Raw genomic sequence first — 20,766 nt, forward strand, 5'->3', positions numbered from 1 at the left:
ACAGTGCCCTGTCACCGGTTGTCAGCTGTCCTGATCGGCTCGGACCACGGTCCCATGGGCGGCACGCCGACGGGGCGGACGGCCCGGGTCGGGTGGTGGTGGAGCCGGTGCCGGGTATGCGGCAGGCCGATCGACCCTGCGGCGCCGGTGCCCGCGAATCGGCCCCGCTGACCACGACGCTCCTCCACACTGTGCGTCGTCACGCACCAGCTCAGGAGGAGGACCACATGACGCCCACGAATGCCGTGGATCCGCTCTTCGACGCCGACACCCTGATCCCGCTGGGTGCCGCGTTCCTTCGCGCCGAGCCGTGCGCCGCGGCTCCCAGCGTCATCCGGCCGTTCGGGATGCGATATGCGGTAGTGCCCCGACACGTCGAGGCCGTCCAGCTGTCGAGCCTGCGCTACGACACCGACCGGCAGGTGTGTATCGACTCGGCGGGAACACCGGCTTTCGGTAGGCACACCGACGGCCCGACGAGCACTCGGACATCCGACGGGCACGGTGGCATGGACTCCGACACCGACCACCGAGAGGACTGACCGGGCGATGCCTGTGGCCGCGCCCGTCCTGGTCCTCACCGACCCGTACGACATCACCGCCGACCATGTCGTCGACGAACTGAACCGGCGGGGGCACCCGGTGTTCCGCTGTGATCCCGGCGAGTTCCCGGCCCGCCTCTCGGTGACGGCACGGTTCGACCGAGGCTGGGCGGGTCGGCTGCGGCTGCCCGGGACGTCCGTCGCACTCGACGAGATCGGCTGCGCCTGCTACCGCCGTCCCAGCACGTTCGAGTTGTCCGGTGATCTCGGCGAGCACGAACGACGCTGGGCGAGGCGCGAGGCCCGACGTGGTCTCGGCGGGTTGCTCGCAGCGCTCCCCCGGTGGCTCAACCACCCGTTCGCGATCGCGGCCGCCGAGTACAAGCCGGTCCAGCTCGAGCTCGCCGCCCGCGCCGGACTCGTGGTACCTACCCCGATCATCACCAACGACGCGGCGGACGCTCGCGCATTCGTCTCGTCGGTCGAGTCCGCGATCTACAAACCGCTGGCGGGCGGCGTGCTCGGCGAGGCCGGCGAGCACAAGCTCACCTATACCAACCGTGTCACGGTCGACGAGATCGACGACAGCGTCGCCGCGACCGCGCACCTTTTCCAGTCGTGGGTGCAGAAGCAGCACGAGATCCGGCTGACCGTCGTGGATGCGACGATGTTCGCAATCCGGATCGACGCCGAGTCCGCTGCGGCACATCAGGACTGGCGCAGCGACTACCCGAGCCTGCGCTACCGCGTCGTCGAGATCCCCCACGGCGTCCGCACCTCGGTGGCGACGCTGATGGATGCGCTCCGTCTGCGGTTCGCCGCGATCGACTTCGTGGTCGATCACGACGGACAGTGGACGTTTCTCGAAGTGAACCCCAACGGACAGTGGGCGTGGCTCGAGAATGCCACCGGAGCGCCGATCGCGTCCGCGATCGCCGAGACACCGACCGGGGAGCAGCGATGAGAACCGGACCGACGAGTTCCGATCCCACCCGGGACCGGCGCCGGGAACTCGTCCGCACTCTGGTCGAGGGTGGCTGGCTGCGGAGTGCGGCATGGCGCGAGGCGTTCGAGACGGTTCCGCGACACCTGTTCGTGCCACGGGCGTTCGCCTTCACCCCCGACCGCGGCGCTCACCAGGCCATCGGTGCCGACGATCCCCGGTGGCTCGATCTCGCCTATGCCGACGAGCCGATCACGACGCAGCTCGACTCCGACGGGACACGCTGGGGGCACACCCGAGCCCACGGACCGGTCACCGGGACCGTGACCTCGTCGAGCTCGCAGCCGAGCCTCATGGCCGGCATGCTCGAGTCCCTGGACGTCGCCGGCGGTCAGCACGTCCTCGAACTCGGCACGGGCACCGGCTACAACACGGCGCTGCTGTGCCACCGCCTGGGCGCGGGCCTGGTCACCAGCATCGAGTACGACGCCGTCGTCGCCGAGCACGCACGCCGCGTCCTTCACGACCACGGGCTCCGGCCCCACCTGGCCGTCGGCGACGGCACTCACGGGGTCCCGGACCGCGCACCGTTCGACCGGGTCATCGCGACCTACGGGGTGACCGCAGTCCCGTCGGAATGGGTCGCCCAGACGCGACCCGGCGGCATCATCGTCGCCAGCCTGAACGACGGCCTCGGGGCCGGGCTCATGGTGCGGCTGGTCGTCGACGACCACGGTCACGCGCACGGCCGTCTGACCGCCGACGATGCTCACTTCATGCCCACCCGGACCGAGGTGCCGCTCCCGGTCGACGTGCTGCTCCGAGCGGCCGCCACCAGCCCGGACGGGCACAGACGGAACGTGCGCCGCACCGGGTCGGTCCCCGATCCCGCCCCCGGCTGGGCCGTACTCGCCGGACTGCGCCATCCCGGCATCACCCGCGTCACGCTGCACCGGGACAGCGGAACGGTGCAATGGCTCCTGCACTCCGACGGGTCGTGGGCCTACCGTGATCCCGCCACCGAGCAGGTCGAGCAGGCGGGGCCCCAGCGTCTGTGGGATCTGATCGAGGACGCACACGACGAGTGGGTCGCGGCCGGCTCCCCGCACCGGACCCGCCTCGGGATCTCGGTCACGCCCGACCGTCACCGGGTGTGGCTCGACGACCCCGGTGGCCCCCACACCTGGCACCGATCGACGACCTGACCCGGGACGGCGCCGGCCGGACGGACGCACGGCTCACCGGGTGAGCGGTTCGCCGGGATCGAGTGCATCGACCCCCGGGCCGGCCCGCGGTCGCAGCAACGCCAAGCCGGCCCCGGTCACCGTCGTCGTCACCATCCCCGGGAGCGTGCCGAGGCCCGGCAGCAGGAGCGCGACGGCCATCGCCTGCCCGGCCGCGGCGCCGCCGACCGTCCACCGGCACACCCGCAGGGACGCCGCCCGGCCCACCGACGCGAGCAGCGCGTGCACCACAATCACCCCGCCCGCCAACGAGGTCACCGCACCGGCCGGGACGCCCGCGACCACCCCGGCCAGCACCGTCACGAATCCGGCGGTGGCGGGTGGATCCCACCGGGGCTCCGGGCCGGCGCCGCCCGGGCCGAACCGGATCCGGGCCTGTCCCATCCGGTCGGGCGAGTAGCGCCAGCGGGCCCACGGCGAGTCCGGTCGCGCGACCCGGGCGATCCCGGCGATCCCGATCACCGACACCACCGACAGCGGGGCGAGCAGCGCCAGCCACGGTTTGCCCTTGAGCCGGTGCACGGTGCCGACCGTGGTCACCACGGTGAGCAGCAGCCCGAGCGGCACCAGGACGTCCGCCACGGGATCGAGCCCGCCCACCGGCATCGTCCCAGCATGCGGCGCCCGCCCCGGCCCCGCGCGCCGAGATGCGGCTCAGCGCCGTCGTTGCTCGCCCCAGCGCCCCGTGAGCTGCATCTCGGCGCGCGGGGCCGGGGCGGTCAGCTCCCGGGCGGCGCGGCGGGCGCGACCGGGTCCGGCGGCGGCACCGCGGGGCACTGCAGGTCGGACCCGTCGCCGCCGGTCCGCTCCGGCAGGGCACCGGTGGCGAGGTAGGCGGCGACCGCGTCGTCGACACAGGACACCCCGGACAGCGACGCCGAGTGCGTGTGCCCGCCGAGCCCCTCGACCAGCGATGACCCGGGGAAGGTCCGGCGGGCCTGCAGCGCGCCCTCGTAGGGGGTGGCGCCGTCGTAGGTCTCGGAGATCAGCAACGGCCCCTCGGCGAGGGTGCCGCGCACCTCCGGCGCCGGGCCCGGCGGCACCGGCCAGTCCAGGCAGGGGGCGTTGTACCAGGCGTTGCCCCAGGTCTCGAAGGGTGCGACGGCGTCGGTCTCGGTGTTGTCGGCCTTCCAGGTCGCCCAGTCCTGCGGGAACGGGGCGTCGGTGCACTGGGTGGCCAGGTAGACGGCGTAGTTGTTGTCGTCGGTCGGCGACCCGGCCTGGTCGTAGGCCTGCTTCAGGGTGGCGGCGTCGCCCCGGGTGCCGGCCACGAAGGCGTCGGCGACCCGGGTGTAGGCGCCGACGTTGTACCCGGCGCTGAGGAAGATGTCGGTCCATTCGGCCGGGCCGATCAGCCCGCCCGCCGGCTCGGCCCGGAGCCGGTCACCGATCTCGTAGTAGAGCGCCTCGACCGCGTCGCCGGAGTCGCCGAGGCCGTAGGTCGCGTCGTTCTTCGCGACCCAGTCGAAGAACACCCCGATGTTGCGCTCGAACGCGACGTTCTGGTTCTGGTTCGCCTGGTACCACCAGGCCCGCGGATCGACGACGCCGTCGAGCACCATCCGGCGGACCCGGTCCGGGAACGTCGTGGCGTAGACCTGGCCGAGCATCGTGCCGTAGGAGAAGCCGTAGAAGTTGATCTGCTCGGCGCCGAGCGCGGCGCGCAGCAGATCCATGTCGCGGACGGTGTCCTCGGTGCGCAGGTTCTCCAGCAGCACGCCGCCGCGCTCGCCGCAGGCCTGCGCGTACTCCTGCGTCCGGGGCAGCCAGGCGGCCTCGGCGCCGTGCTCCGGGCGGTGGTCGGGCCGGTCGTAGCCGCCGTAGCCGGGATCGCAGCTCAGCGCCGGCCTGCTGGTGCCGACGCCGCGCGGGTCGAAGCCGATCCAGTCGTAGGCGGCACCGACGTTGCCCGGGACGGCGCCGCCGAGCCGGCTCAGCCCGAGGCCGGGGCCGCCGGGGCCGCCCGGGTTGACCAGCATGACGCCCTGGTACTGCGCGTCCGGCACCGTGTGGCGCACCCGGGACACCGCGATCTCGATCTGCTCGCCGCCGGGATCGGCGTGGTCCAGCGGCACCGGCAGGAACCCGCACTCCGCCCCGGCCTGCTGCAGCGGCGGCGACGGGCACGGCCCCCACGAGATCTGCCCGGCGGGCGGGGCGGGCACAGCAGGCGCGACGGGCCCGGTGGGCCCGGCGGGCGCGGCGGGCACAGCAGGCGTGACGGGCGCGGCGGGCGCGGCGGTCCGTCCCGGCACCCCGGCGCCGGTCAGGACCGCGCAGGCGAGCACCGTCGTGACGAGCCTGCTGACGGTCGTCCTGCGCACGTGTGGCCCCCGCTCCCGGGCTCGCGCCCGCCCCCGACGTCGGGCCGCGACGTTGCCACCCGCAACCACGTGTCCACAACGGTCACGCCGCAGAGGGACGCGATCGGCGTAACGGACTCGGACGAACGGCCCCGGAACGGGCGACGCGTGCACGCCGCGCGGAGCGGCTCCCCCGGTCGGGTGCCGGGCGGCGACCGGCTCCGCGGCGGTCCTTGACCGCGCCGCACGGGCGCCGCGAGGATCCGGGCGTGGACCTGCTGCCCGGCGTACGTGCGCGCGAGGTACCGACCGACCGGCTCCGGATCCACCTGCTGGAGGCGGGCCCGTCCGACGGGCCGCCGCTGGTCCTGGTGCACGGCAACCTCTCGACCGGCCGGTTCTACGAGCACGTGATGCCGGCGCTCGCCGGGGACGGGTTCCGGGTGCTCGCGCCGGACATGCGCTCGTTCGGCCGCAGCGAGCCCGCCCCGCTGGACGCTACCCGCGGGCTCGACGACTGGGCCGACGACGTCGACGCCCTGCTGCGCACCCTCGGCGTCGACGCGCCCCCGCACCTGGTGGGCTGGTCCACCGGCGGCGGCGCGATCGCCCGGTTCGCGCTGACCCGTCCGGCGGCGTCGCTGACGCTGGTCGACCCGGTCGGGCCGTACGGCTACGGCGGCGTCTGCGACGACGGCACTCCGGTGCGCCCCGACGGTGCCGGTTCCGGCGCGGCCGGCGCGAACCCCGAGTTCGTACGACGGCTGCGCGAGCGCGACTCCTCGGCCGACAGCCCGTTCTCGATCCGGAACGTGATGCGCCGGACGTACTGGTCGCCGTCGTTCCGGCTGTCCCCGGAGCGGGAGGACGTGCTGGTCGAGGAGATCCTGCTGACCACGATCGGCGACGGCGGCTACCCGGGTTCGGCGGCGTCGTCGCCGCACTGGCCCGGGTTCGCCCCCGGCGGCTCCGGGGTGCTCAACGCTCTGTCGCCGAAGCACCTGCGCTGGGACGGGATCGTCGACCTGGACCCGAAACCGCCGGTGCTGTGGACGCACGGGAGCGACGACCTGATCGTCGCCGACGGCTCGATGCTCGAGGCGGGCACCCTCGGCCGGGCCGGGCTGATCCCCGGCTGGCCGGGCTCCGCGGAGTTCCCGCCGCAGCAGATGGTCACCCAGATCCGGACCGTTCTGGAGCGCTACGCCGGGGCCGGTGGCAGCGTCCGGACCGAGTGGTTCGACGGGTCCGGGCACGGGCCGCTGTTCGACGCCGAGGCCCGCTGGACCCGGGTGCTCCGCGACTTCCTCGCCGGGGTGCGCTGATGGCGCGGCTGCGCTGCGACGTCGTCGCCGACTCGCTCGGGCTGGCCACCTCGCTCACCGTGCTGCTCCCGCAGCCGTCACGCACCCGGATCGGGGCCGGCGTGCGCGACCTGGACGCGCCGCCGCCGGTGCTCTACCTGCTGCACGGGCTGTCCGACGACGACACCGCCTGGACCCGCTACACCGCGATCGAGCGGTCCGCCGACGAGCTGGGGCTGGCCGTCGTCATGCCGCAGGTGCACCGCAGCTTCTACCTCGACCAGGCGTACGGCGGCCGCTACCGGACCTGGGTGTGCACGGAGCTGCCGGAGCTCGTCGCCCGGTTCTTCCGGGTGTCCGGTGATCCGGCACGGACGTTCGTCGCCGGACTGTCGATGGGCGGCTACGGCGCGATCGGCTGGGCGCTGCGCGAGCCGGGCCGGTTCGGGGCGGCGGCGTCGCTGTCCGGGGCGCTGGACGTCGCGGAGCTGGTGCGGTCTCCGCCGCGCGAGGAGGACCCGCGGATCTGGGAGCGGATCCTCGGCGGCGAGGAGGTGACCGGCACCGACGCCGACCTGTTCGCGCTCGTCGGGCGGGCGGACCCGGCCGCGGTGCCGCCGCTGTTCGTCTGCGCGGGCACCGGGGACCCGCTGCACGACCAGTCCGTCCGGTTCACCGCGGCCGCCCGCGCCGCCGGGCTCCACGTGACCGGCCACGACGGGCCGGGTGAGCACGACTGGGCCTACTGGGACGCCCGGATCCGGGACGTCCTGGGCTGGCTGCCGATCCCCCGCTGAGCGGTCTTCCGGCCGGTCAGGGCAGCTCGCGGACCAGCCGGACCGTCTCCCCCGCCGCGTCGTGCAGGAGCAGGTCGCCGTCGTCGGTCCCGGCCCGGACCGCCTCGTCGATCCAGAACGCGACCGGGACGTTCTCGCAGCCGATCAGGGTGCTCGTGCCCGCGGTGCCGGTGAAGCTGCCGTTGTCGTCGAGAGCCCAGGTGCCGCTCTGACCGTTGCAGCCGTCGGAGCCGGTCCAGCTCCCGTCCGCGGCGAACTCGGCGAACGCGCGGCCCTGCGCGGTGCCGTCGGCCGGGTACCAGTGGCCGCCGGTGAGGTCCCCGGCGACGGCCGGGCGCGGGCCGTCGCCGGCCGGGCCACCCGCGCCCGCGGGCGGGTCCGCGCAGCCGGCCAGGGCGAGCGCGGCGACCAGCGCGGATCCCAGCAGTGTCCGGTTCAGCACACCCCACACCTACCGTCCGCGGCGTCCGCTGTCGACCGGCCCGCCGGGATCAGTCGTCCCGGTGCGCGGTGCCGATCTCGAAGGCGGGCAGGCAGACCGCGACGTACTCGGCGCCCTCGGGCCCGGGCGAGCTGTAGCGCACCCACTCCCCCGGCGCGGTGTGCACGGCGCTGCCGGCGGGGACGGTCAGCTCGCCGCCGGTGTGCTCGACGCGCAGCTCCCCGCGCAGGACGAGGGTGTACTCGTCGAACTCGGGGGTCTGGCCGGGCTCGGCCCAGCCGGACGGGCTGCTCATGTGCGCGACCGACAGCGCGTCGGTGCCGGTGTTCACCCGGCCGACGTACTCGTCGATGGTCTTCGGCGGGGTCCCGGCGGCGGTGACCCGGCTCGCGGTCTCGATCAGTCGTGGCACGCCGACCATCCTGCCCCCGCCCGGTTCAGGAGGGCGGCCGGGGCGCCGGCAGCCGCGGCCCGGGTGCGCCGCCGACCGGCGAGGACGGGAACGGCCCGCCGTGCGCCGAGAGGTCCGGCCGCAGCAGCCGGGCCCGCGGGAAGATCAGCACCGTCTGGTCGGCCTCCGGCCGAAGCGGATGGCGGTAGTGCGTGCGCACCCAGCTGCGGTTCCGCCAGTGCCCGTCGACCCTGACCACGGCCCACCTCCCGGTTCCCCCGACGAGGGAACCACGAACCCCCGACAACGGCGACGGTTGCGGCCCGGTGACCACGCGCCGCGCCGGTCCGGTCCCCGCCCGGCCACGCCCGGCGGCCCGGTCCCCGGCGCCGGTCCCGGCCCCCGGCCCGGCGGCCGGGCCCGCCCGCGTTCACGCGATCCACCGGCCCGCGGTGCGCCCCGGTGTGAGCCACACCGTCGCCGGGTCGACCGCGGCCGGGCGGCCGGCCGGGACCCCCGGCGCCGGGCGGCCGGTGGGGTCACCCGGTGCCGGCGGGTCCGCCGGGGCGTCGGTGAGCAGCCGGTGCATGTCGCGGAACAGCCCGTCGGCGGCGACCAGCTCGGCGTGCGTGCCGGACTGCACGATCCGGCCCCGGTCCAGCACGTGGATCCGGTCGGCGGACTGCAGCGTGGACAGCCGGTGCGCGACGACGATCACCGTGCGGCCCGCCGTCAGCCGTTCCAGACCGGCCATCACCAGCGACTCCGACACCGCGTCCAGTCCGGACGTCGGCTCGTCGAGCAGCACGACCGGGGTGTCCCGGACGAGCGCGCGGGCGATCGCGATCCGCTGCCGCTGCCCGCCGGACAGGGTGGACCCGCGTTCGGTGAGCACGGTGTCCCAGCCGTCCGGGAGGCGCACGACGAACTCGTCGACGTGCGCGGCCCGGGCGGCCGCGACCAGCTGCGCGCGGGACGCCGACGGGGCGCCGTAGCCGATGTTGTCCAGGATGGTGCCGGCCATCAGCACGGGCTCCTGCGGGACGACCGACACCTGGTCGCGCAGCGAGCGGACGGTGACGGCGCGGACGTCGTGCCCGTCGAGCAGGACCGCGCCGGACTGGACGTCGTGCAGCCGCAGCAGCAGCCCGCCGATCGTCGACTTCCCGGCGCCGGTCGGTCCGGCGAGCGCGACCCTCTCGCCGGGCCGGGCGACGATCGAGACGCCGTCCAGCACCGGTCGCGCCGGGTCGTAGCCGAACCGGACGTCACGCAGCTCGACGTGCCCGCGCAGCGGGGGCAGCGGCCGGGCGCCGGGCGTGTCGACGATCTCGGGTGCGGTGTCGAGCACCTCGCACACCCGGTCCGCCGACGCCTGCCCCTTGCTGATCGTCGTCTGCAGCTTCGCGAGCTGGCGCACAGGCTGGTAGAGCCGCTCGTTGTAGGTGAGGAACACCAGCAACACGCCGAGGTCCATCGACCCGTCCAGCACCCGCAGCGAGCCCGCGAGCAGCACCACCGCGCGTCCGGCGTGCACCAGCACCTCGACGACGGCGGGCAACCGGGCGGCGTGGTCGACCCGGGCCAGACCGGCCACCATCCGCTCCCGGCCGTACCCGCGGAACCGCGCCTGCGAGCGGTCCTCGCCGGCGAACGTCTTGACCAGCCGGATCGCGCCGAGCGACTCGGCGGCGTGCGCCGCGACCCGGCCCTCGGCGGCGCGGGCGACGGCCGCCCAGGACTTGATGATCTTCCGGTAGTGCACCAGGACGACGTAGAGCGTCGGCCCCACCGCGAGCGACAGCAGCGCGAACGCCGGATCGACGACCAGGGTCACCGCGACGATCCCGACCAGCAGCGTCGCGTTCGGCAGCAGCACCGACAGCACCGCGACGAGCAGCGTCTGCACGGTGGAGGTGTCCGCGGTCAGCCGGTTGCCGAGATCCCCGATCCGCTGGCCCTCGTGGTAGCGCAGGCCGAGCGCGTGCAGGTGCGCGAACAGCCGCTGCCGCAGGTCGGCCAGCATCCGCTCGCCGACCCCGGCCAGCACCCGCTCGGCGCCGTAGGTCGCGGCCGCCCCGGCCGCGGCGGCCAGGCACAGCGCGAGCGCGCACGCCCACACCAGCCCGGGACCGGTGCCGACCACCCGGGTGAGCGGTTCGAGCAGGTCGGGAACCCCGGCGCCACCGAGCACCGAGTCCACGACGACGGCCAGCGGCCACGGCAGCAGCAGCGCCAGCCCGGCCGCGACGACGGTCAGCGCGCCGCCACCGGCCAGTCGCATCCGGTGCCCGGCGAGCAGGGCACGGAACCGCCACAGCGTCGCGATCATCAGGCCACCCGCCCCGGCCGGTCGGCGTGCTCACGGGCGACGCCGTCCAGCACGACCCGGTCACGCTCCCGGGAGGTCCACTGCTGCGCGTCGGCCAGCGGCACCCAGCGGACACCGTCCACCTCGGACGGATCGGGGCAGCCGGCACCGGCGAGCGGCGTCATCAGCCAGTAGCGGACCTGCTTGGCCCGGCGGTTGCGGTCCCGGTACCGGACACCGGTCACCTCGGCGCCGGCCCGGCAGCGCAGGCCGGTCTCCTCCCGGACCTCGCGCAGCGCGGCTTCCAGATCGGACTCACCGGGTGCGACGGCGCCCTTGGGCAGCGACCAGTCGCCGTGCCGGACCCGGTGCACGAGCAGCACCTCGGGGCCGTCCGGGCCGGGCCGCAGCAGCACCCCGCCCGCGGCGCGCTTGGCCGGGCCGTCGACGTCGACCGGCAGGAGATCGCGCAGCCCGGCCAGCGCGGCGAGCGCGGCGGGCAGCTCCGGGCGGGCGGCGGCGATCCGGTCGAGCGCGTCCCGCGCCGGGCCGGGTGGGAGCTCGGCGGCCAGCTCGGCCGCGATCTCGGCGTTCCGGACGGCGGCGGCCCGGTCGAGCAGTGCGGCCGCGGCCGCATCGACGGCCGGGAGGCCCGGTCCGGCCGGGTCCGGTGGGGTGGCGGGGGTGCGCGGGGCGGTCGCCCCGCTCCCCGACTGCTCGGTTCCCGTCCGGGCGGCCCCCGTCGGCATGGTCCCGGTCGGGACGGGCAGGGTCGGCCCGATCGGCTCGTTCGCGACCCGCGTGCGGTCGAGACCGCCTGCGGTCGCCAGCGCGAGCACGATCCGCAGCTCGGCGGCCCGCCGGAGGACGTCGGCGGTGGCCCCCGGGGCGGTCCGCACCAGCTTCCGGAACCGGCGGTGCAGCAGAGGCGGCAGCAGTACCGACGCCGGGAGTTCGGGATCGCCGAGCGGGGCGTCGGTACGCAGCGGGATGCGTCCGGCGGCGAGCTCGTCCAGATCGGAGCGGAGCCCCTCGTCGAGGACGGCGAGCGGGGCGCGCCTGCGGGCCCGGACCAGCTGATCGCGCAGCACCCCGGCCTCGGGGTCACCGGTCACAGCGTCGAGCAGGACGATCCGGTGGTCGAGATCGTGCCGGACGGCGAGTGCACGGGCCGGTGCGTCGGTCACTGCCCGGACCCGCACCGCATACCCCCGGTCCAGCAGCGGGCGCAGCGACCGCAGCTCGGTGCGCAACGTGCCGAGCGCATCGAGGGCGGCCGCGACCGGTGCCGGATCACCCCCGCCCGGCTCGCCGACCGCCCGCAGCCAGCAGGCCGCGGCGGCGGCGCTGCCGGCCAGCCGGGCCCGGGCCAGGGCCCCGGTCCCGGGCGGTACCGGACGGGCCGCCCGGACGGGTGGGCTGCTGGGCGGCGCGGTGTCCGCGATCGGGTTCTGCACGCCGACAACCGTGGGTGAACGGCCCGTAGGAGCACGCTGCGCGAAGGTTAAGGGCAGGTAATCCGGCCACACAGGACCGAGCGCGGAGGCCTACCCCTCGGTCGCCGCACCCCGACGGCGACCGCGCACCCCGCCTCGCGCCGGCCCGCACCCCCGCCCGCTCCCGCACCCGCTGGAAAGGGTGCGGCGACGACTCCGGGGTGCGCGGTGGACACCGGGGTGCGGGCGCGGCACGACTCACCGGCCGATCCCGACCGCGGGCAGGATCGCCTGGTCGACGATCTCCGCCAGCCGTTCCCGGCCGGGCTCCTCCCCGGTGTCCAGGCCGTGCTTGAACACCAGCGCCTCGCCGATGTCCTCGACGACGGGGGTGAGCAGAGCAGGATCGAGCTGCCCGAGCCGCGCGTAGTGGTGCAGCACGGTCGCGGTGAACCGGCGGCCGGAAGCGTCGAAGACCTCGTGCAGACCGGCGGTGAGCTCGGGCACCCGGCGCCGGTCGGCGAGGATGGCCTGCACGGCCCGGGCGCTCGGGTGCCGCGCCCACTCGAGCATCAGCTCCAGCGCGCGGATCAGGTCGCCGCGCAGGTCGTCGGCGGCCGGCGACGGCTGCTCCACCGGGTAGGCGGCGCCGATGGCCTCCAGCAGGAGCGCCTCGGGGGTCGGCCAGCGGCGGTAGAGGGTGGTCTTGGCGGTCGCGGCCCGGCGGGCGACCCCCTCCATCGTCAGCCGGCCGAGCCCGACCTCGTCGAGCTCGGCGAGGACCGACTCGTAGAGCGCCGCGACCAGCTGGTCGCCACGGCGTCGGGTACGTGCCGCCACTCGCCCTCCTTGTTAGATACGGATTCGTATCTTACTTTATCTAGATACTGTTCCGTATCTTATCTGGAGTCATCGTGCCCGTCTCCCGGACACTCAGCGAGCGTGCGCTCGCACCCGATCTGGCCCGCGGGCTGATGCTGGCGCTGATCGCGCTGGCCCATGCCCAGCTGCTCACCGGCCGGGTGCTCGCACCGCTGCCGGGTGCGGCGCCGATGGTGGACACGGCCGCCCAGGCCGCGCTCACCCTGCTCGTCGACAGCCGTGCGTATCCGATGTTCGCCGCGCTGTTCGGCTACGGCCTGGTCCAGATCCTGCGGAGCCGGGAGGAGCGGCTCGGCCCGGACGGGGCACGCCGGGTGCTGCGCCGGCGCGGCCGGTGGCTGGTGGCGTTCGGGATCGCGCACACCGCGCTGCTGTTCACCGGTGACATCCTCGCCGCGTACGGACTGCTCGCCCTGGTGCTGGCCGGGATGCTGCGCGCACCCGGACCGCACCTGCTGGTCCTGGCCGGGCTCGCCGGGATCGTCGGCGCATCGGCGTACGGGGCCGTCCTCGCGGTGCCCGATCCGACCGGCGGCACCGAGCTGCCGGCCGATCCGCTGTCGTCGGCACTGCTGCGGCTGACCGTGTTCCCGGTGCTGACCCCGCTGAACGCGCTGATGGCGGCCGCTCCGTTCCTGATCGGGATGTGGGCCGCCCGGCGCGGACTGCTGGAGGACCCGGCGGCACATCGGGCCCCGCTCCGCCGGACCGCGACCGCCGGGATCGCGGTCGCGGTGCTCGGCGCGCTGCCGCAGGCCGCCCGGACCACCGGGTACTGGGCACCCGACACCGTCGGCGCGGTCGCCGCGGGCGCCCTGCACACGCTCACCGGATACGCCGGCGGGCTCGGCTACGCCGCCGCGATCGGGCTGCTCGCCGCACACCTCGCCACCCGGCCGCGCACCGGCGTGACCGGGGCGCTCGTCGCCTGCGGCCGGCGTTCGATGAGCTGCTACCTCGCCCAGTCGGTGGCCTGGCTGCTGCTGTTCGAGCCGTACCTGCTCGACCTCGGCGGCACGGTCGGCCCGGCCGGCGCGGCGGGGATCGGCCTGGGGGTGTGGGCGGTCACCGTCGGCGTCGCGGCGACCGCCGAGCGCGCCGGGCGACCCGGCCCGGCGGAGGCGTTGCTGCGCAGGCTGGTCGAACCCACCCGCTGAGCCGCTGCCCGGCACCGGATCAGGCTCGGCCCGGTGGCGCCGTCGTCCCCCGCACCACCAACCGGGTCGGCAGCTCCACATCGGCCGGCTCCTCCCCGGCGACGACGGCCTGCAGCGCACGCGCGGCGAGCTCGCCCTGCCGGCGGACCGGCTGCGCGATCGTGGTGAGATCGGCGACGGCGGCCATCTCGTGGTCGTCGAACCCGATCACCGACACCCGTCCGGGCACGTCGATCCCGGCCCGGCGCAGCGTCCGGATCACGCCGAGCGCGGCCTCGTCGGACATCGCGAAGACCGCGCTGGGCATGCGCGGCAGCGACAGCAGCCGCCCGGCGGCGGCATCCCCGGCCGGCACGTCGGCCCCGACCTCCAGGACCGGCTCCGGCGCGATCCCCGACTCGGCGAGCGCGTCGGCCCAGCCGTCCCGGCGGTCCCGGGTGGTGGTGCGGCCGCAGGCCTCGGACGGGTCGAACGACACCAGCGCGATCTCCCGGTGCCCCAGCCCGGCCAGGTGCCGGACGGCGGCCCGGGCGCCGGCCCGGTCGTCGATCCCGATCCGGGGCCGCCCCGGCATGTCGCTGCCGACCACCGTGACCGGCAGACCGAGATCGTCCAGCGCCCTCCGCTCGGCGTCGTCGAGTGCGGAGGCGACGACGATCAGCCCGTCCACCCGTCCGCGTACCGGAAGGGTGGCGAAGAAGTGCGCCCGGCCGGCCGGGTCGCCGACGTTGTGCAGCTGGGTGAGGTGCCCGGCGGCGGCCAGCACGGACTCGACGCCGGCGACCGCCTCGGCGAAGAACCAGCGGGTGGGGAAGCGGGCCAGCACCGCGACCGTCAGCGAGCGCGCCGGCAGCCGGTACCCGGCCGACAGGGCGGCCCGCCGGACCCGCTCGCGGGTGTCCGCGGAGACCGGGGTGCCCGGGCGCAGCGCGCGCGAGACGGTGGCCGGGGACACCCCGGCGAGCTCGGCCACCCGCCGCACCCCGGCCCGGCGCGGCACGTCGCGCGGCCCTGCCCGCTCCTGGGTCACAACGCCAGTCTGCTCCCGCCTCGACAGACGTTGCAACAACATGGAACATTGTGAAACACCGTGAGACACACTTCCGACCCGGGGAGAGGCATGACCGCCCACGACCCAGCCCGCAGCCCGGAGGCGACCGCCGAGTGGTGGCGGAACGCCGTCGTCTACCAGGTGTACATCCGCAGCTTCGCCGACGGGAACGGCGACGGCACCGGCGACATCGCCGGCCTGCGCAACCGGCTCGACCACCTGGCCCGGCTCGGCGTCGACGCGATCTGGATCAACCCCTGGTACCCCTCGCCGCTCGCCGACGGCGGCTACGACGTGGCCGACTACCGGGCGGTCAATCCGATGTTCGGCGACACCGCGCAGGCCGAGGCGCTGATCGCCGAGGCGCACGAGCGCGGGATCCGGGTGCTGCTCGACATCGTCCCGAACCACCACTCCGACGAGCACGCCTGGTTCCGGGAGGCGCTCACCGCCGGTCCCGGCTCGCCCGAGCGGGAGCGCTACCTGTTCCGCGACGGCCGCGGCCCGGACGGCGCCGAGCCGCCGAACAACTGGCGCTCGATGTTCGGCGGACCCGCCTGGGAGCGGCTGCCCGAACACGGCCCCGACAGAACCGACGGGCAGTGGTACCTGCACCTGTTCGACGTCCGGCAGCCGGACGTGAACTGGGAGCACCCCCAGGTGCGTGCGGACTTCGAGGAGACCCTGCGGTTCTGGTTCGATCGCGGCGTCGACGGGTTCCGGGTGGACGTGGCCAACGCGATGATCAAGGAGCCCGGGCTGCCCGACGTCGTCGAGGGCGTCAACGACGCCCAGGACGGCGGCCACCCCTATCTCGACCGGGACGGCGTGCACGAGGTCTTCCGGTCCTGGCGGCAGATCGGCGACTCCTACGACCCGCCGCGGGTGTTCGTCGCCGAGGCGTGGGTGCCGGACCCGGAGCGCCTGGCCCGCTACCTGCGCCCGGACGAGCTGCACACGGCGTTCTCGTTCAACTTCCTGACCGCGGCCTGGCTGGCCGAGGACCTGCGTTCCCACATCGACGACGCGATCACCGAGAACTCGGCCGTCGGCGCGCCCGCGACCTGGGTGCTGTCCAACCACGACGTGTGCAGGCACCCGAACCGGCTGTCCCGCAAGCCCGAGGCCGGCCGCGGGTGGAACCTCGACGACGTGCTCGACCTGCCGGCGGATCCCGGGCTCGGCCTGCGCCGGGCCCGCGCGGCGACGCTGCTGATGCTCGCGCTGCCCGGCACGGCCTACCTCTATCAGGGCGAGGAGCTCGGCCTGCCCGAGGTCGAGGACATCCCGGTGGACCGGCTCGACGATCCCACCTGGGAGCTGTCCGGGCACACCCTGCGCGGCCGGGACGGCTGCCGGGTGCCGCTGCCCTGGGTGGCCGGGCGGCCGTGGCACGGGTTCAGCGACGTGAGCCCCACCCGGCCCGGGCCCTGGCTGCCGCAGCCGGACGTCTTCGCCCGGCACGCGGCGGACGTCCAGGCGGCCGATCCGGACTCGGTGCTGAACCTCTACCGGGACGCGCTGGCGCTGCGCCGCGCGCATCCGGCGCTGGGTGGCGGGACGCTGAGCTGGCAGCCGTCGCCGGAGGGCACGCTGGCCTTCACCCGGGTCTCCGACGACGGCGACGGCGGCTTCACCGCGCTGGTGAACGTGTCGGCGGCGCCGGTCTCGCTGCCGGAGGACGCCGAGGTGATGCTGACCAGCGGACCGCTCACCGCGCGCGGTGAGGTCCCCGCCGACACCGCGGTCTGGCTCCGCTCGTGAGCCCGATCCGGGCGGCGACCGGTTCCCCGGTCGCCGTCCGGACGGAATGTCCGGATGGTCCGATGGGTGGACCGATCCGCGTGTCACCGGTCACTCAGGCCACCACCGGCAGCCCGGAGAACCAGGTCTCGCGCAGCGTGCGCTCGGTCCAGCGCCACACCCGCCGGGCCACGACCGGGTCCAGCGCGTGCGCCGCGACCCCGCGGCCGGTCCGCGGATCGGCCGGCCCGGCCTCGACGAGGTCCTCGAAGTAGCGCCCGCTGATCCCGCCGGCCAGCGGCGACGCGGCGGCCAGCACCACCGTCGCCGCCCCCTGCTGCGGGGTCAGCCGGTCCGCGGCGGGGGCGACCGCGTTGACCACGATCCCGTCGCCGGACCAGCGCCGGGTCGCCTCGACGGCGTGCAGCACGGCGGCGGTGCGGGACCGGCCGAGCGCCAGCGCGCTGTCGTAGCGGGTGGACATGAAGTGCGGGTCCTCCAGATCGAACGGCGCGGTGAGGTGCGCGCTGGACGACAGGTTGACCACCCGGGCGCCGTCGACGGCCGCCAGCGCCCAGTGCAGGCCGGAGCTGAGCGCGGCCGGCCCGAGGTGGTTGACGGCCAGGTGCAGCTCCCACTCCTCCTCGGCGGTGCGGGTCAGCGGGACGGCGGACACGCCTGCGGTGTTGACCAGCATGTGCAGGGGGCCGTCCCAGAGCCGGACGAACCGGGCAACGGAGCGCTGGTCGGCGAGATCGAGCTCGCCGACCGCGACCCGGTCGTTGCCGGTCTCGGCGACGATCGCGGCGCGGGCGACGGCACCGGCGTCGGCGTCGCGCACGGCGAGGGTGACCTCGGCGCCGGCGCCGGCGAGCGCGCGGGCGGTCTCCAGGCCGACGCCGGCGGCGGCGCCGGTGACGACGGCGCGACGGCCGGTCAGGTCCACTCCGGTGAGGACCTGCGCGGCGGTCGGGACACCGGCCGCGGCGGGCGCGGCACCGGCGGGTGCCACACCCGCGGGCGGCACCGGCACGGGCAGTGCGGAGACGGGGCGGGACGGAACCTGCTGGGATCGGACGGATGCGGGCCGGACGAACATGGCATTGATCCCTTCTGAGCACCGGAAACCTCGGACGGCGGCACGGGCGGCTGCGATGCGGCGGTGCGCCGGGGCGGATCCGGGTGTATAAAGCGGAGGATCCTCCGCATGACTCGGAACTCTATCCGGAGCATCCTCCGGATCGCAAGCCGTATCGTGGAGCCGATCGCGTTCGAGGAGGCACGACATGCCCACCGGCACCGGACGATCCGGGACCCGCACCGCGCTGCGCGCGGACGCCGCGCGCAACCGGGAGCTGCTGCTCGCCGCCGCGGTCCGGGCGTTCGCCGCGGAGAGCACCGGCGGCCCGGCCACCACGCTCGACGGCATCGCCAAGGAGGCGGGGGTCGGCATCGGCACCCTGTACCGGCACTTCCCCAACCGGGACGCGCTGGTCGAGGCCGTCTACCGCAACGAGCTCGACCGGCTCTGCGCGGCCGCGGGCGAGCTGCTCGCCGAGCTCCCGGCCGACCGGGCGCTGCGCGCCTGGATGGACCGGTTCGTCGACTACGTGATCACCAAGAAGCACCTCGCGGACTCGCTGCACGCGCTGGTCGCGTGCGGCCGGAACCCGTTCGCGCAGAGCCGCGAGCGGATGGTCGAGGCGGTGCGCATGCTGCAGCAGGCCGGTGTGGCCGACGGCACACTGCGTTCCGACGTGGATGCGGCCGACGTACTGGTCGGCACCAGCGGCATCTGCATGGCGATCGCCGACCCGCAGGGCCGGGAGCAGGCCGGGCGCCTGCTGGACCTGCTGGTGGACGGGCTGCGCAGGCACTGAGCCGGGGCCGCACCGGGGCACGGCAGGATGTGACAGTGCACACCCGTGACCGACGCCCGATGTGGACCGTCCGGACCCACGCGGCTCTGGTGGCCGTCCTCCTCGCCGCGTTCTGCGCGCTCCGGATCGCCGGCGCCGGGCCGGACGCGAACATCGGCGCCGGCCTGGTCGGGCTCCCGCTGATCGGGCTCGGCCTGCCCTGGTCGTGGGCGCACCTGGCGAGCCCGGAGCTCTACGACCGGCTCCCGGCCCTGCTGTGGTGGCCCGCCGCGTTCGGCCCGGCAGTGCTGAACGTGGGCCTGCACGCACTGGCGGTCCGGCTGCGGCGGCGGAGCCGGCACCCGGCGTGATCGTCCGAACACGTAAGATCGGTGTGCAGTTCCGGACACCCGGTCCGGATCGACGCCGGAGGGTTTCAGTGGGCGAGACGCTGCCGTCGAGCACCAGCAGCCGGGCGGCGCGGTCCGCCGCCCCGCCCGCCGACCTGGTCGCCGCGCCCGGGTACGGCTCCCGCCGGATGTACCAGGCGTACCTGGCCGCCTGGAACCGGCACGTCGACAGCGTCCTGACCGGCCCGCAGTTCGCCGTGCTGTCCGCGGTCCGGGCCTATCCCGACTCCGACCAGAGCTCGCTGGCCGGCGCGGTCGCGCTGGACACCTCGACGATGGCCGACGTCTGCCGCCGGCTCGAGCGGCGCGGGCTGATCGCCCGCACCGAGTCGCCCTACGACGCCCGGCGCAAGCTACTCTCGCTGACCGACGACGGCGCCGCCGCGCTCGCCGAGGTGACCCGGCGGACCCGGCGGCTGGACCAGGAGCTGCTCGCGGCCGTCCCCGAGGGCCGCCGCCGGGAGATCGCCGGCCTGCTCAACACGCTCGGCGCACACTGGGAGGCGGTCGCCGAGCTGCCGCCGCTCGACGACCCCGGGTGAGCCGCGCTCCCGTGTGAACGGGAGATCAACCCCGGTTTCGGTCCGATTCACTCCTCGGCAAACTCTTGCGTATCCGGATAGTACGTGCTCGGATTAGTTCCCGATGCGGGCTGCATCACAGGAATCCGAGGAGGTAGCGGTGGCACCGAGCCAGTCCCTGCAGATCACGGTCGTCGGCGGCGGCCTCGGCGGGCTGACCGCTGCGCTGGCCCTGCGCCAGCAGGGCTGCCGGGTGACCGTGCTGGAGGCGGCGCCGGAGCTCGGCGAGGTCGGCGCCGGCATCCAGACCGCGCCGAACGCGAGCCGGGTGCTGATCGGGCTGGGCCTGCGCGGCGAGATGGAGCGGATCCACACCGCGCCGCAGGACCAGGTCCGCCGCCGGTGGGCGGACGGCAGCATCATCGCCCAGCTCCCGCTCGGCCGGTCCGTCGTCGAGGGCTACGGCGCCCCCTACTGGCACTACCACCGCGCCGACCTGCACCGGATCCTGCTCGACGCCTGCCTGGACCCGGACGGGCCCGGCCCGGTCGTCGAGGTGCACACCGACGCGAAGGTCGTCGAGCTGGACCGTACCGAGCCGGACCGCCCGGTCGCGGTCACCGGCCGCGGCGACCGGTTCCCCGGCGACGTGCTGGTCGGTGCGGACGGGATCCGCTCCGCGGTCCGCGACCTGGCCGGGTTCGACGACACGCTGGCCTTCTCCGGCGAGATGGCCTACCGGGCGCTGATCCCCGGTGACCTGATCGCCGCCGACCCGGCGACCCGCTTCCTGGTCGACCGCTACCACTCCACGATCTGGTACGGGCCGGACAAGCACCTGGTGCACTACGTCATCCGCCGCGGCGAGTACCTCAACGTCGTCGCCATCGTCCCGTGCACCGACCGGGTCGAGCGGGACTGGACGGCGCCGGCCTCGGCCGAGGAGATGGTCGAGGCGTTCGCCGACTGGGACGACCGGGTGCCCGCGATGCTGTCCAAGGCCAAGGACGACGTCGCCGCGTTCGCCCTGTACCGGCGCCGCCGCGACCCGGTCTGGATCGACGGCCGGGTCGCCCTGCTCGGCGACGCCTGCCACGCGATGCTCCCCTACCAGGCCCAGGGTGCCTCGCAGGCGATGGAGGACGCCGCCGTGCTGGCCGAGGAGCTCGCCGCCGCCGGCCGGTCCGGCATCGACGGCGCGCTGGCACGCTACGTCCACCGGCGGGCGAAACACGCCGGGATGGTGCAGGACGCGTCGTTGCAGAACATGGCGTTCTACCACCTTCCCGACGGCCCGGAGCAGCGCGAGCGCGACGACAAGCTGCGCCGCTTCGACGGGGAGTCCGACGTGTCCTACGACTGGCTGTGGCGCGGCTCCCCCCTGCACGATCCCGACAACGAGGCCATCACCTACCAGTTCGCCCGCTAAG

At 75.1% G+C, this 20,766-nt stretch carries 21 protein-coding genes; 11 read left to right on the forward strand and 10 right to left on the reverse strand.

Annotation, left to right across the window (positions count from 1 at the left end; translation table 11 throughout):
* Nucleotides 1-116 precede the first annotated feature (116 nt).
* The 3 genes from tgmA to tgmC are packed head-to-tail and all read left to right on the forward strand — an operon-like array spanning nt 117 to nt 2,690.
* Nucleotides 117-542 (forward strand): putative ATP-grasp-modified RiPP, encoded by a 426-nt coding sequence (gene tgmA / locus ABZ881_RS17495; RefSeq protein ID WP_358485660.1) that lies wholly within the window; start codon nt 117-119, stop codon nt 540-542.
* Between the two features lie 7 nt (nt 543-549).
* Nucleotides 550-1,506, forward strand: a complete 957-nt coding sequence (gene tgmB / locus ABZ881_RS17500; protein ID WP_358485662.1) for an ATP-grasp ribosomal peptide maturase — start codon at nt 550-552, stop codon at nt 1,504-1,506.
* Entirely contained in the window at nt 1,503-2,690 is a 1,188-nt protein-coding gene (tgmC, locus tag ABZ881_RS17505; RefSeq protein ID WP_358485665.1) for an ATP-grasp peptide maturase system methyltransferase, read from the forward strand. The genes tgmB and tgmC overlap by 4 nt, the downstream gene beginning before the upstream one ends.
* A gap of 33 nt (nt 2,691-2,723) precedes the next feature.
* Here the strand turns inward: tgmC and ABZ881_RS17510 are convergent, their stop codons facing one another.
* Together ABZ881_RS17510 and ABZ881_RS17515 are read right to left on the reverse strand one after the other, a co-directional pair.
* Nucleotides 2,724-3,335, reverse strand: a complete 612-nt coding sequence (locus ABZ881_RS17510; RefSeq protein ID WP_358485666.1) for a hypothetical protein — start codon at nt 3,333-3,335, stop codon at nt 2,724-2,726.
* 113 nt (nt 3,336-3,448) lie between these two features.
* Nucleotides 3,449-5,053, reverse strand: a complete 1,605-nt coding sequence (locus tag ABZ881_RS17515; RefSeq protein WP_358485668.1) for an alpha/beta hydrolase — start codon at nt 5,051-5,053, stop codon at nt 3,449-3,451.
* A gap of 248 nt (nt 5,054-5,301) precedes the next feature.
* Here ABZ881_RS17515 and ABZ881_RS17520 point away from each other — a divergent pair, with 248 nt between their 5' ends.
* Together ABZ881_RS17520 and ABZ881_RS17525 are read left to right on the forward strand one after the other, a co-directional pair.
* Nucleotides 5,302-6,357 (forward strand): alpha/beta hydrolase, encoded by a 1,056-nt coding sequence (locus ABZ881_RS17520; protein WP_358485670.1) that lies wholly within the window; start codon nt 5,302-5,304, stop codon nt 6,355-6,357.
* Nucleotides 6,357-7,133, forward strand: a complete 777-nt coding sequence (locus ABZ881_RS17525; RefSeq protein WP_358485672.1) for an alpha/beta hydrolase family protein — start codon at nt 6,357-6,359, stop codon at nt 7,131-7,133. Before ABZ881_RS17520 ends, ABZ881_RS17525 begins: the two co-directional genes overlap by 1 nt.
* A gap of 16 nt (nt 7,134-7,149) precedes the next feature.
* Here ABZ881_RS17525 and ABZ881_RS17530 read toward each other — a convergent pair whose 3' ends face one another.
* The 6 genes from ABZ881_RS17530 to ABZ881_RS17555 form a co-directional block, all read right to left on the reverse strand.
* Nucleotides 7,150-7,575, reverse strand: coding sequence for a hypothetical protein (locus tag ABZ881_RS17530; RefSeq protein WP_358485675.1), 426 nt, complete (start codon nt 7,573-7,575; stop codon nt 7,150-7,152).
* 49 nt (nt 7,576-7,624) lie between these two features.
* Nucleotides 7,625-7,996, reverse strand: coding sequence for a cupin domain-containing protein (locus ABZ881_RS17535; RefSeq protein WP_358485677.1), 372 nt, complete (start codon nt 7,994-7,996; stop codon nt 7,625-7,627).
* A gap of 16 nt (nt 7,997-8,012) precedes the next feature.
* Nucleotides 8,013-8,225 carry a hypothetical protein gene (locus ABZ881_RS17540; RefSeq protein WP_344022676.1) on the reverse strand — a complete coding sequence of 71 codons (213 nt, stop codon included), beginning with the start codon at nt 8,223-8,225 and terminating at the stop codon, nt 8,013-8,015.
* A 171-nt stretch (nt 8,226-8,396) separates the two neighbouring features.
* Nucleotides 8,397-10,298, reverse strand: a complete 1,902-nt coding sequence (locus tag ABZ881_RS17545; protein ID WP_358485679.1) for an ABC transporter ATP-binding protein — start codon at nt 10,296-10,298, stop codon at nt 8,397-8,399.
* Nucleotides 10,298-11,734: an NUDIX hydrolase gene (locus tag ABZ881_RS17550; protein WP_358485682.1), complete on the reverse strand. Its 1,437-nt coding sequence runs from the start codon at nt 11,732-11,734 to the stop codon at nt 10,298-10,300. The genes ABZ881_RS17545 and ABZ881_RS17550 overlap by 1 nt, the downstream gene beginning before the upstream one ends.
* A 237-nt stretch (nt 11,735-11,971) precedes the next feature.
* Nucleotides 11,972-12,553 carry a TetR/AcrR family transcriptional regulator gene (locus ABZ881_RS17555; RefSeq protein ID WP_358485684.1) on the reverse strand — a complete coding sequence of 194 codons (582 nt, stop codon included), beginning with the start codon at nt 12,551-12,553 and terminating at the stop codon, nt 11,972-11,974.
* 74 nt (nt 12,554-12,627) lie between these two features.
* On the opposite strand from ABZ881_RS17555, the gene ABZ881_RS17560 reads away from it, so the two are divergent.
* Nucleotides 12,628-13,752 carry a DUF418 domain-containing protein gene (locus tag ABZ881_RS17560; protein WP_358485686.1) on the forward strand — a complete coding sequence of 375 codons (1,125 nt, stop codon included), beginning with the start codon at nt 12,628-12,630 and terminating at the stop codon, nt 13,750-13,752.
* Nucleotides 13,753-13,771: 19 nt separating this feature from the next.
* Here the strand turns inward: ABZ881_RS17560 and ABZ881_RS17565 are convergent, their stop codons facing one another.
* Nucleotides 13,772-14,782: a LacI family DNA-binding transcriptional regulator gene (locus ABZ881_RS17565; protein ID WP_358485687.1), complete on the reverse strand. Its 1,011-nt coding sequence runs from the start codon at nt 14,780-14,782 to the stop codon at nt 13,772-13,774.
* Between the two features lie 90 nt (nt 14,783-14,872).
* Here ABZ881_RS17565 and ABZ881_RS17570 point away from each other — a divergent pair, with 90 nt between their 5' ends.
* The gene (locus ABZ881_RS17570; protein WP_358485689.1) at nt 14,873-16,567 is read left to right on the forward strand and encodes a glycoside hydrolase family 13 protein; all 1,695 of its coding nucleotides are present in this window, start codon (nt 14,873-14,875) and stop codon (nt 16,565-16,567) included.
* A 94-nt stretch (nt 16,568-16,661) separates the two neighbouring features.
* Here the strand turns inward: ABZ881_RS17570 and ABZ881_RS17575 are convergent, their stop codons facing one another.
* The gene (locus ABZ881_RS17575; protein ID WP_358485691.1) at nt 16,662-17,558 is read right to left on the reverse strand and encodes an SDR family NAD(P)-dependent oxidoreductase; all 897 of its coding nucleotides are present in this window, start codon (nt 17,556-17,558) and stop codon (nt 16,662-16,664) included.
* A 274-nt stretch (nt 17,559-17,832) separates the two neighbouring features.
* Between ABZ881_RS17575 and ABZ881_RS17580 the strand changes: the two genes are divergently transcribed.
* The 4 genes from ABZ881_RS17580 to ABZ881_RS17595 all read left to right on the forward strand — a co-directional run bounded on the left by ABZ881_RS17580 (nt 17,833) and on the right by ABZ881_RS17595 (nt 20,765).
* Nucleotides 17,833-18,426, forward strand: a complete 594-nt coding sequence (locus ABZ881_RS17580; RefSeq protein WP_358485693.1) for a TetR/AcrR family transcriptional regulator — start codon at nt 17,833-17,835, stop codon at nt 18,424-18,426.
* Between the two features lie 89 nt (nt 18,427-18,515).
* Entirely contained in the window at nt 18,516-18,776 is a 261-nt protein-coding gene (locus ABZ881_RS17585; RefSeq protein ID WP_358485694.1) for a hypothetical protein, read from the forward strand.
* A gap of 167 nt (nt 18,777-18,943) precedes the next feature.
* The gene (locus ABZ881_RS17590) at nt 18,944-19,357 is read left to right on the forward strand and encodes a MarR family winged helix-turn-helix transcriptional regulator (RefSeq protein WP_358485918.1); all 414 of its coding nucleotides are present in this window, start codon (nt 18,944-18,946) and stop codon (nt 19,355-19,357) included.
* Between the two features lie 139 nt (nt 19,358-19,496).
* Nucleotides 19,497-20,765: an FAD-dependent monooxygenase gene (locus ABZ881_RS17595; protein WP_344022654.1), complete on the forward strand. Its 1,269-nt coding sequence runs from the start codon at nt 19,497-19,499 to the stop codon at nt 20,763-20,765.
* Nucleotide 20,766: the final 1 nt, after the last annotated feature.

Source organism: Pseudonocardia sp. NPDC046786 (assembly GCF_040645415.1).
Taxonomy (GTDB): Bacteria; Actinomycetota; Actinomycetes; order Mycobacteriales; family Pseudonocardiaceae; genus Pseudonocardia; species Pseudonocardia kongjuensis.

Excerpts from the sequence above, each read along its gene's own strand:
- tgmA (WP_358485660.1), top strand. The coding sequence starts at position 117 with ATGCGGCAGGCCGATCGACCCTGCGGCGCCGGTGCCCGCGAATCGGCC.
- tgmB (WP_358485662.1), top strand. The coding sequence starts at position 550 with ATGCCTGTGGCCGCGCCCGTCCTGGTCCTCACCGACCCGTACGACATC.
- tgmC (WP_358485665.1), top strand. The coding sequence starts at position 1,503 with ATGAGAACCGGACCGACGAGTTCCGATCCCACCCGGGACCGGCGCCGG.
- ABZ881_RS17510 (WP_358485666.1), bottom strand. The coding sequence starts at position 3,335 with ATGCCGGTGGGCGGGCTCGATCCCGTGGCGGACGTCCTGGTGCCGCTC.
- ABZ881_RS17525 (WP_358485672.1), top strand. The coding sequence starts at position 6,357 with ATGGCGCGGCTGCGCTGCGACGTCGTCGCCGACTCGCTCGGGCTGGCC.
- ABZ881_RS17535 (WP_358485677.1), bottom strand. The coding sequence starts at position 7,996 with ATGGTCGGCGTGCCACGACTGATCGAGACCGCGAGCCGGGTCACCGCC.
- ABZ881_RS17545 (WP_358485679.1), bottom strand. The coding sequence starts at position 10,298 with ATGATCGCGACGCTGTGGCGGTTCCGTGCCCTGCTCGCCGGGCACCGG.
- ABZ881_RS17570 (WP_358485689.1), top strand. The coding sequence starts at position 14,873 with ATGACCGCCCACGACCCAGCCCGCAGCCCGGAGGCGACCGCCGAGTGG.
- ABZ881_RS17580 (WP_358485693.1), top strand. The coding sequence starts at position 17,833 with ATGCCCACCGGCACCGGACGATCCGGGACCCGCACCGCGCTGCGCGCG.
- ABZ881_RS17590 (WP_358485918.1), top strand. The coding sequence starts at position 18,944 with ATGTACCAGGCGTACCTGGCCGCCTGGAACCGGCACGTCGACAGCGTC.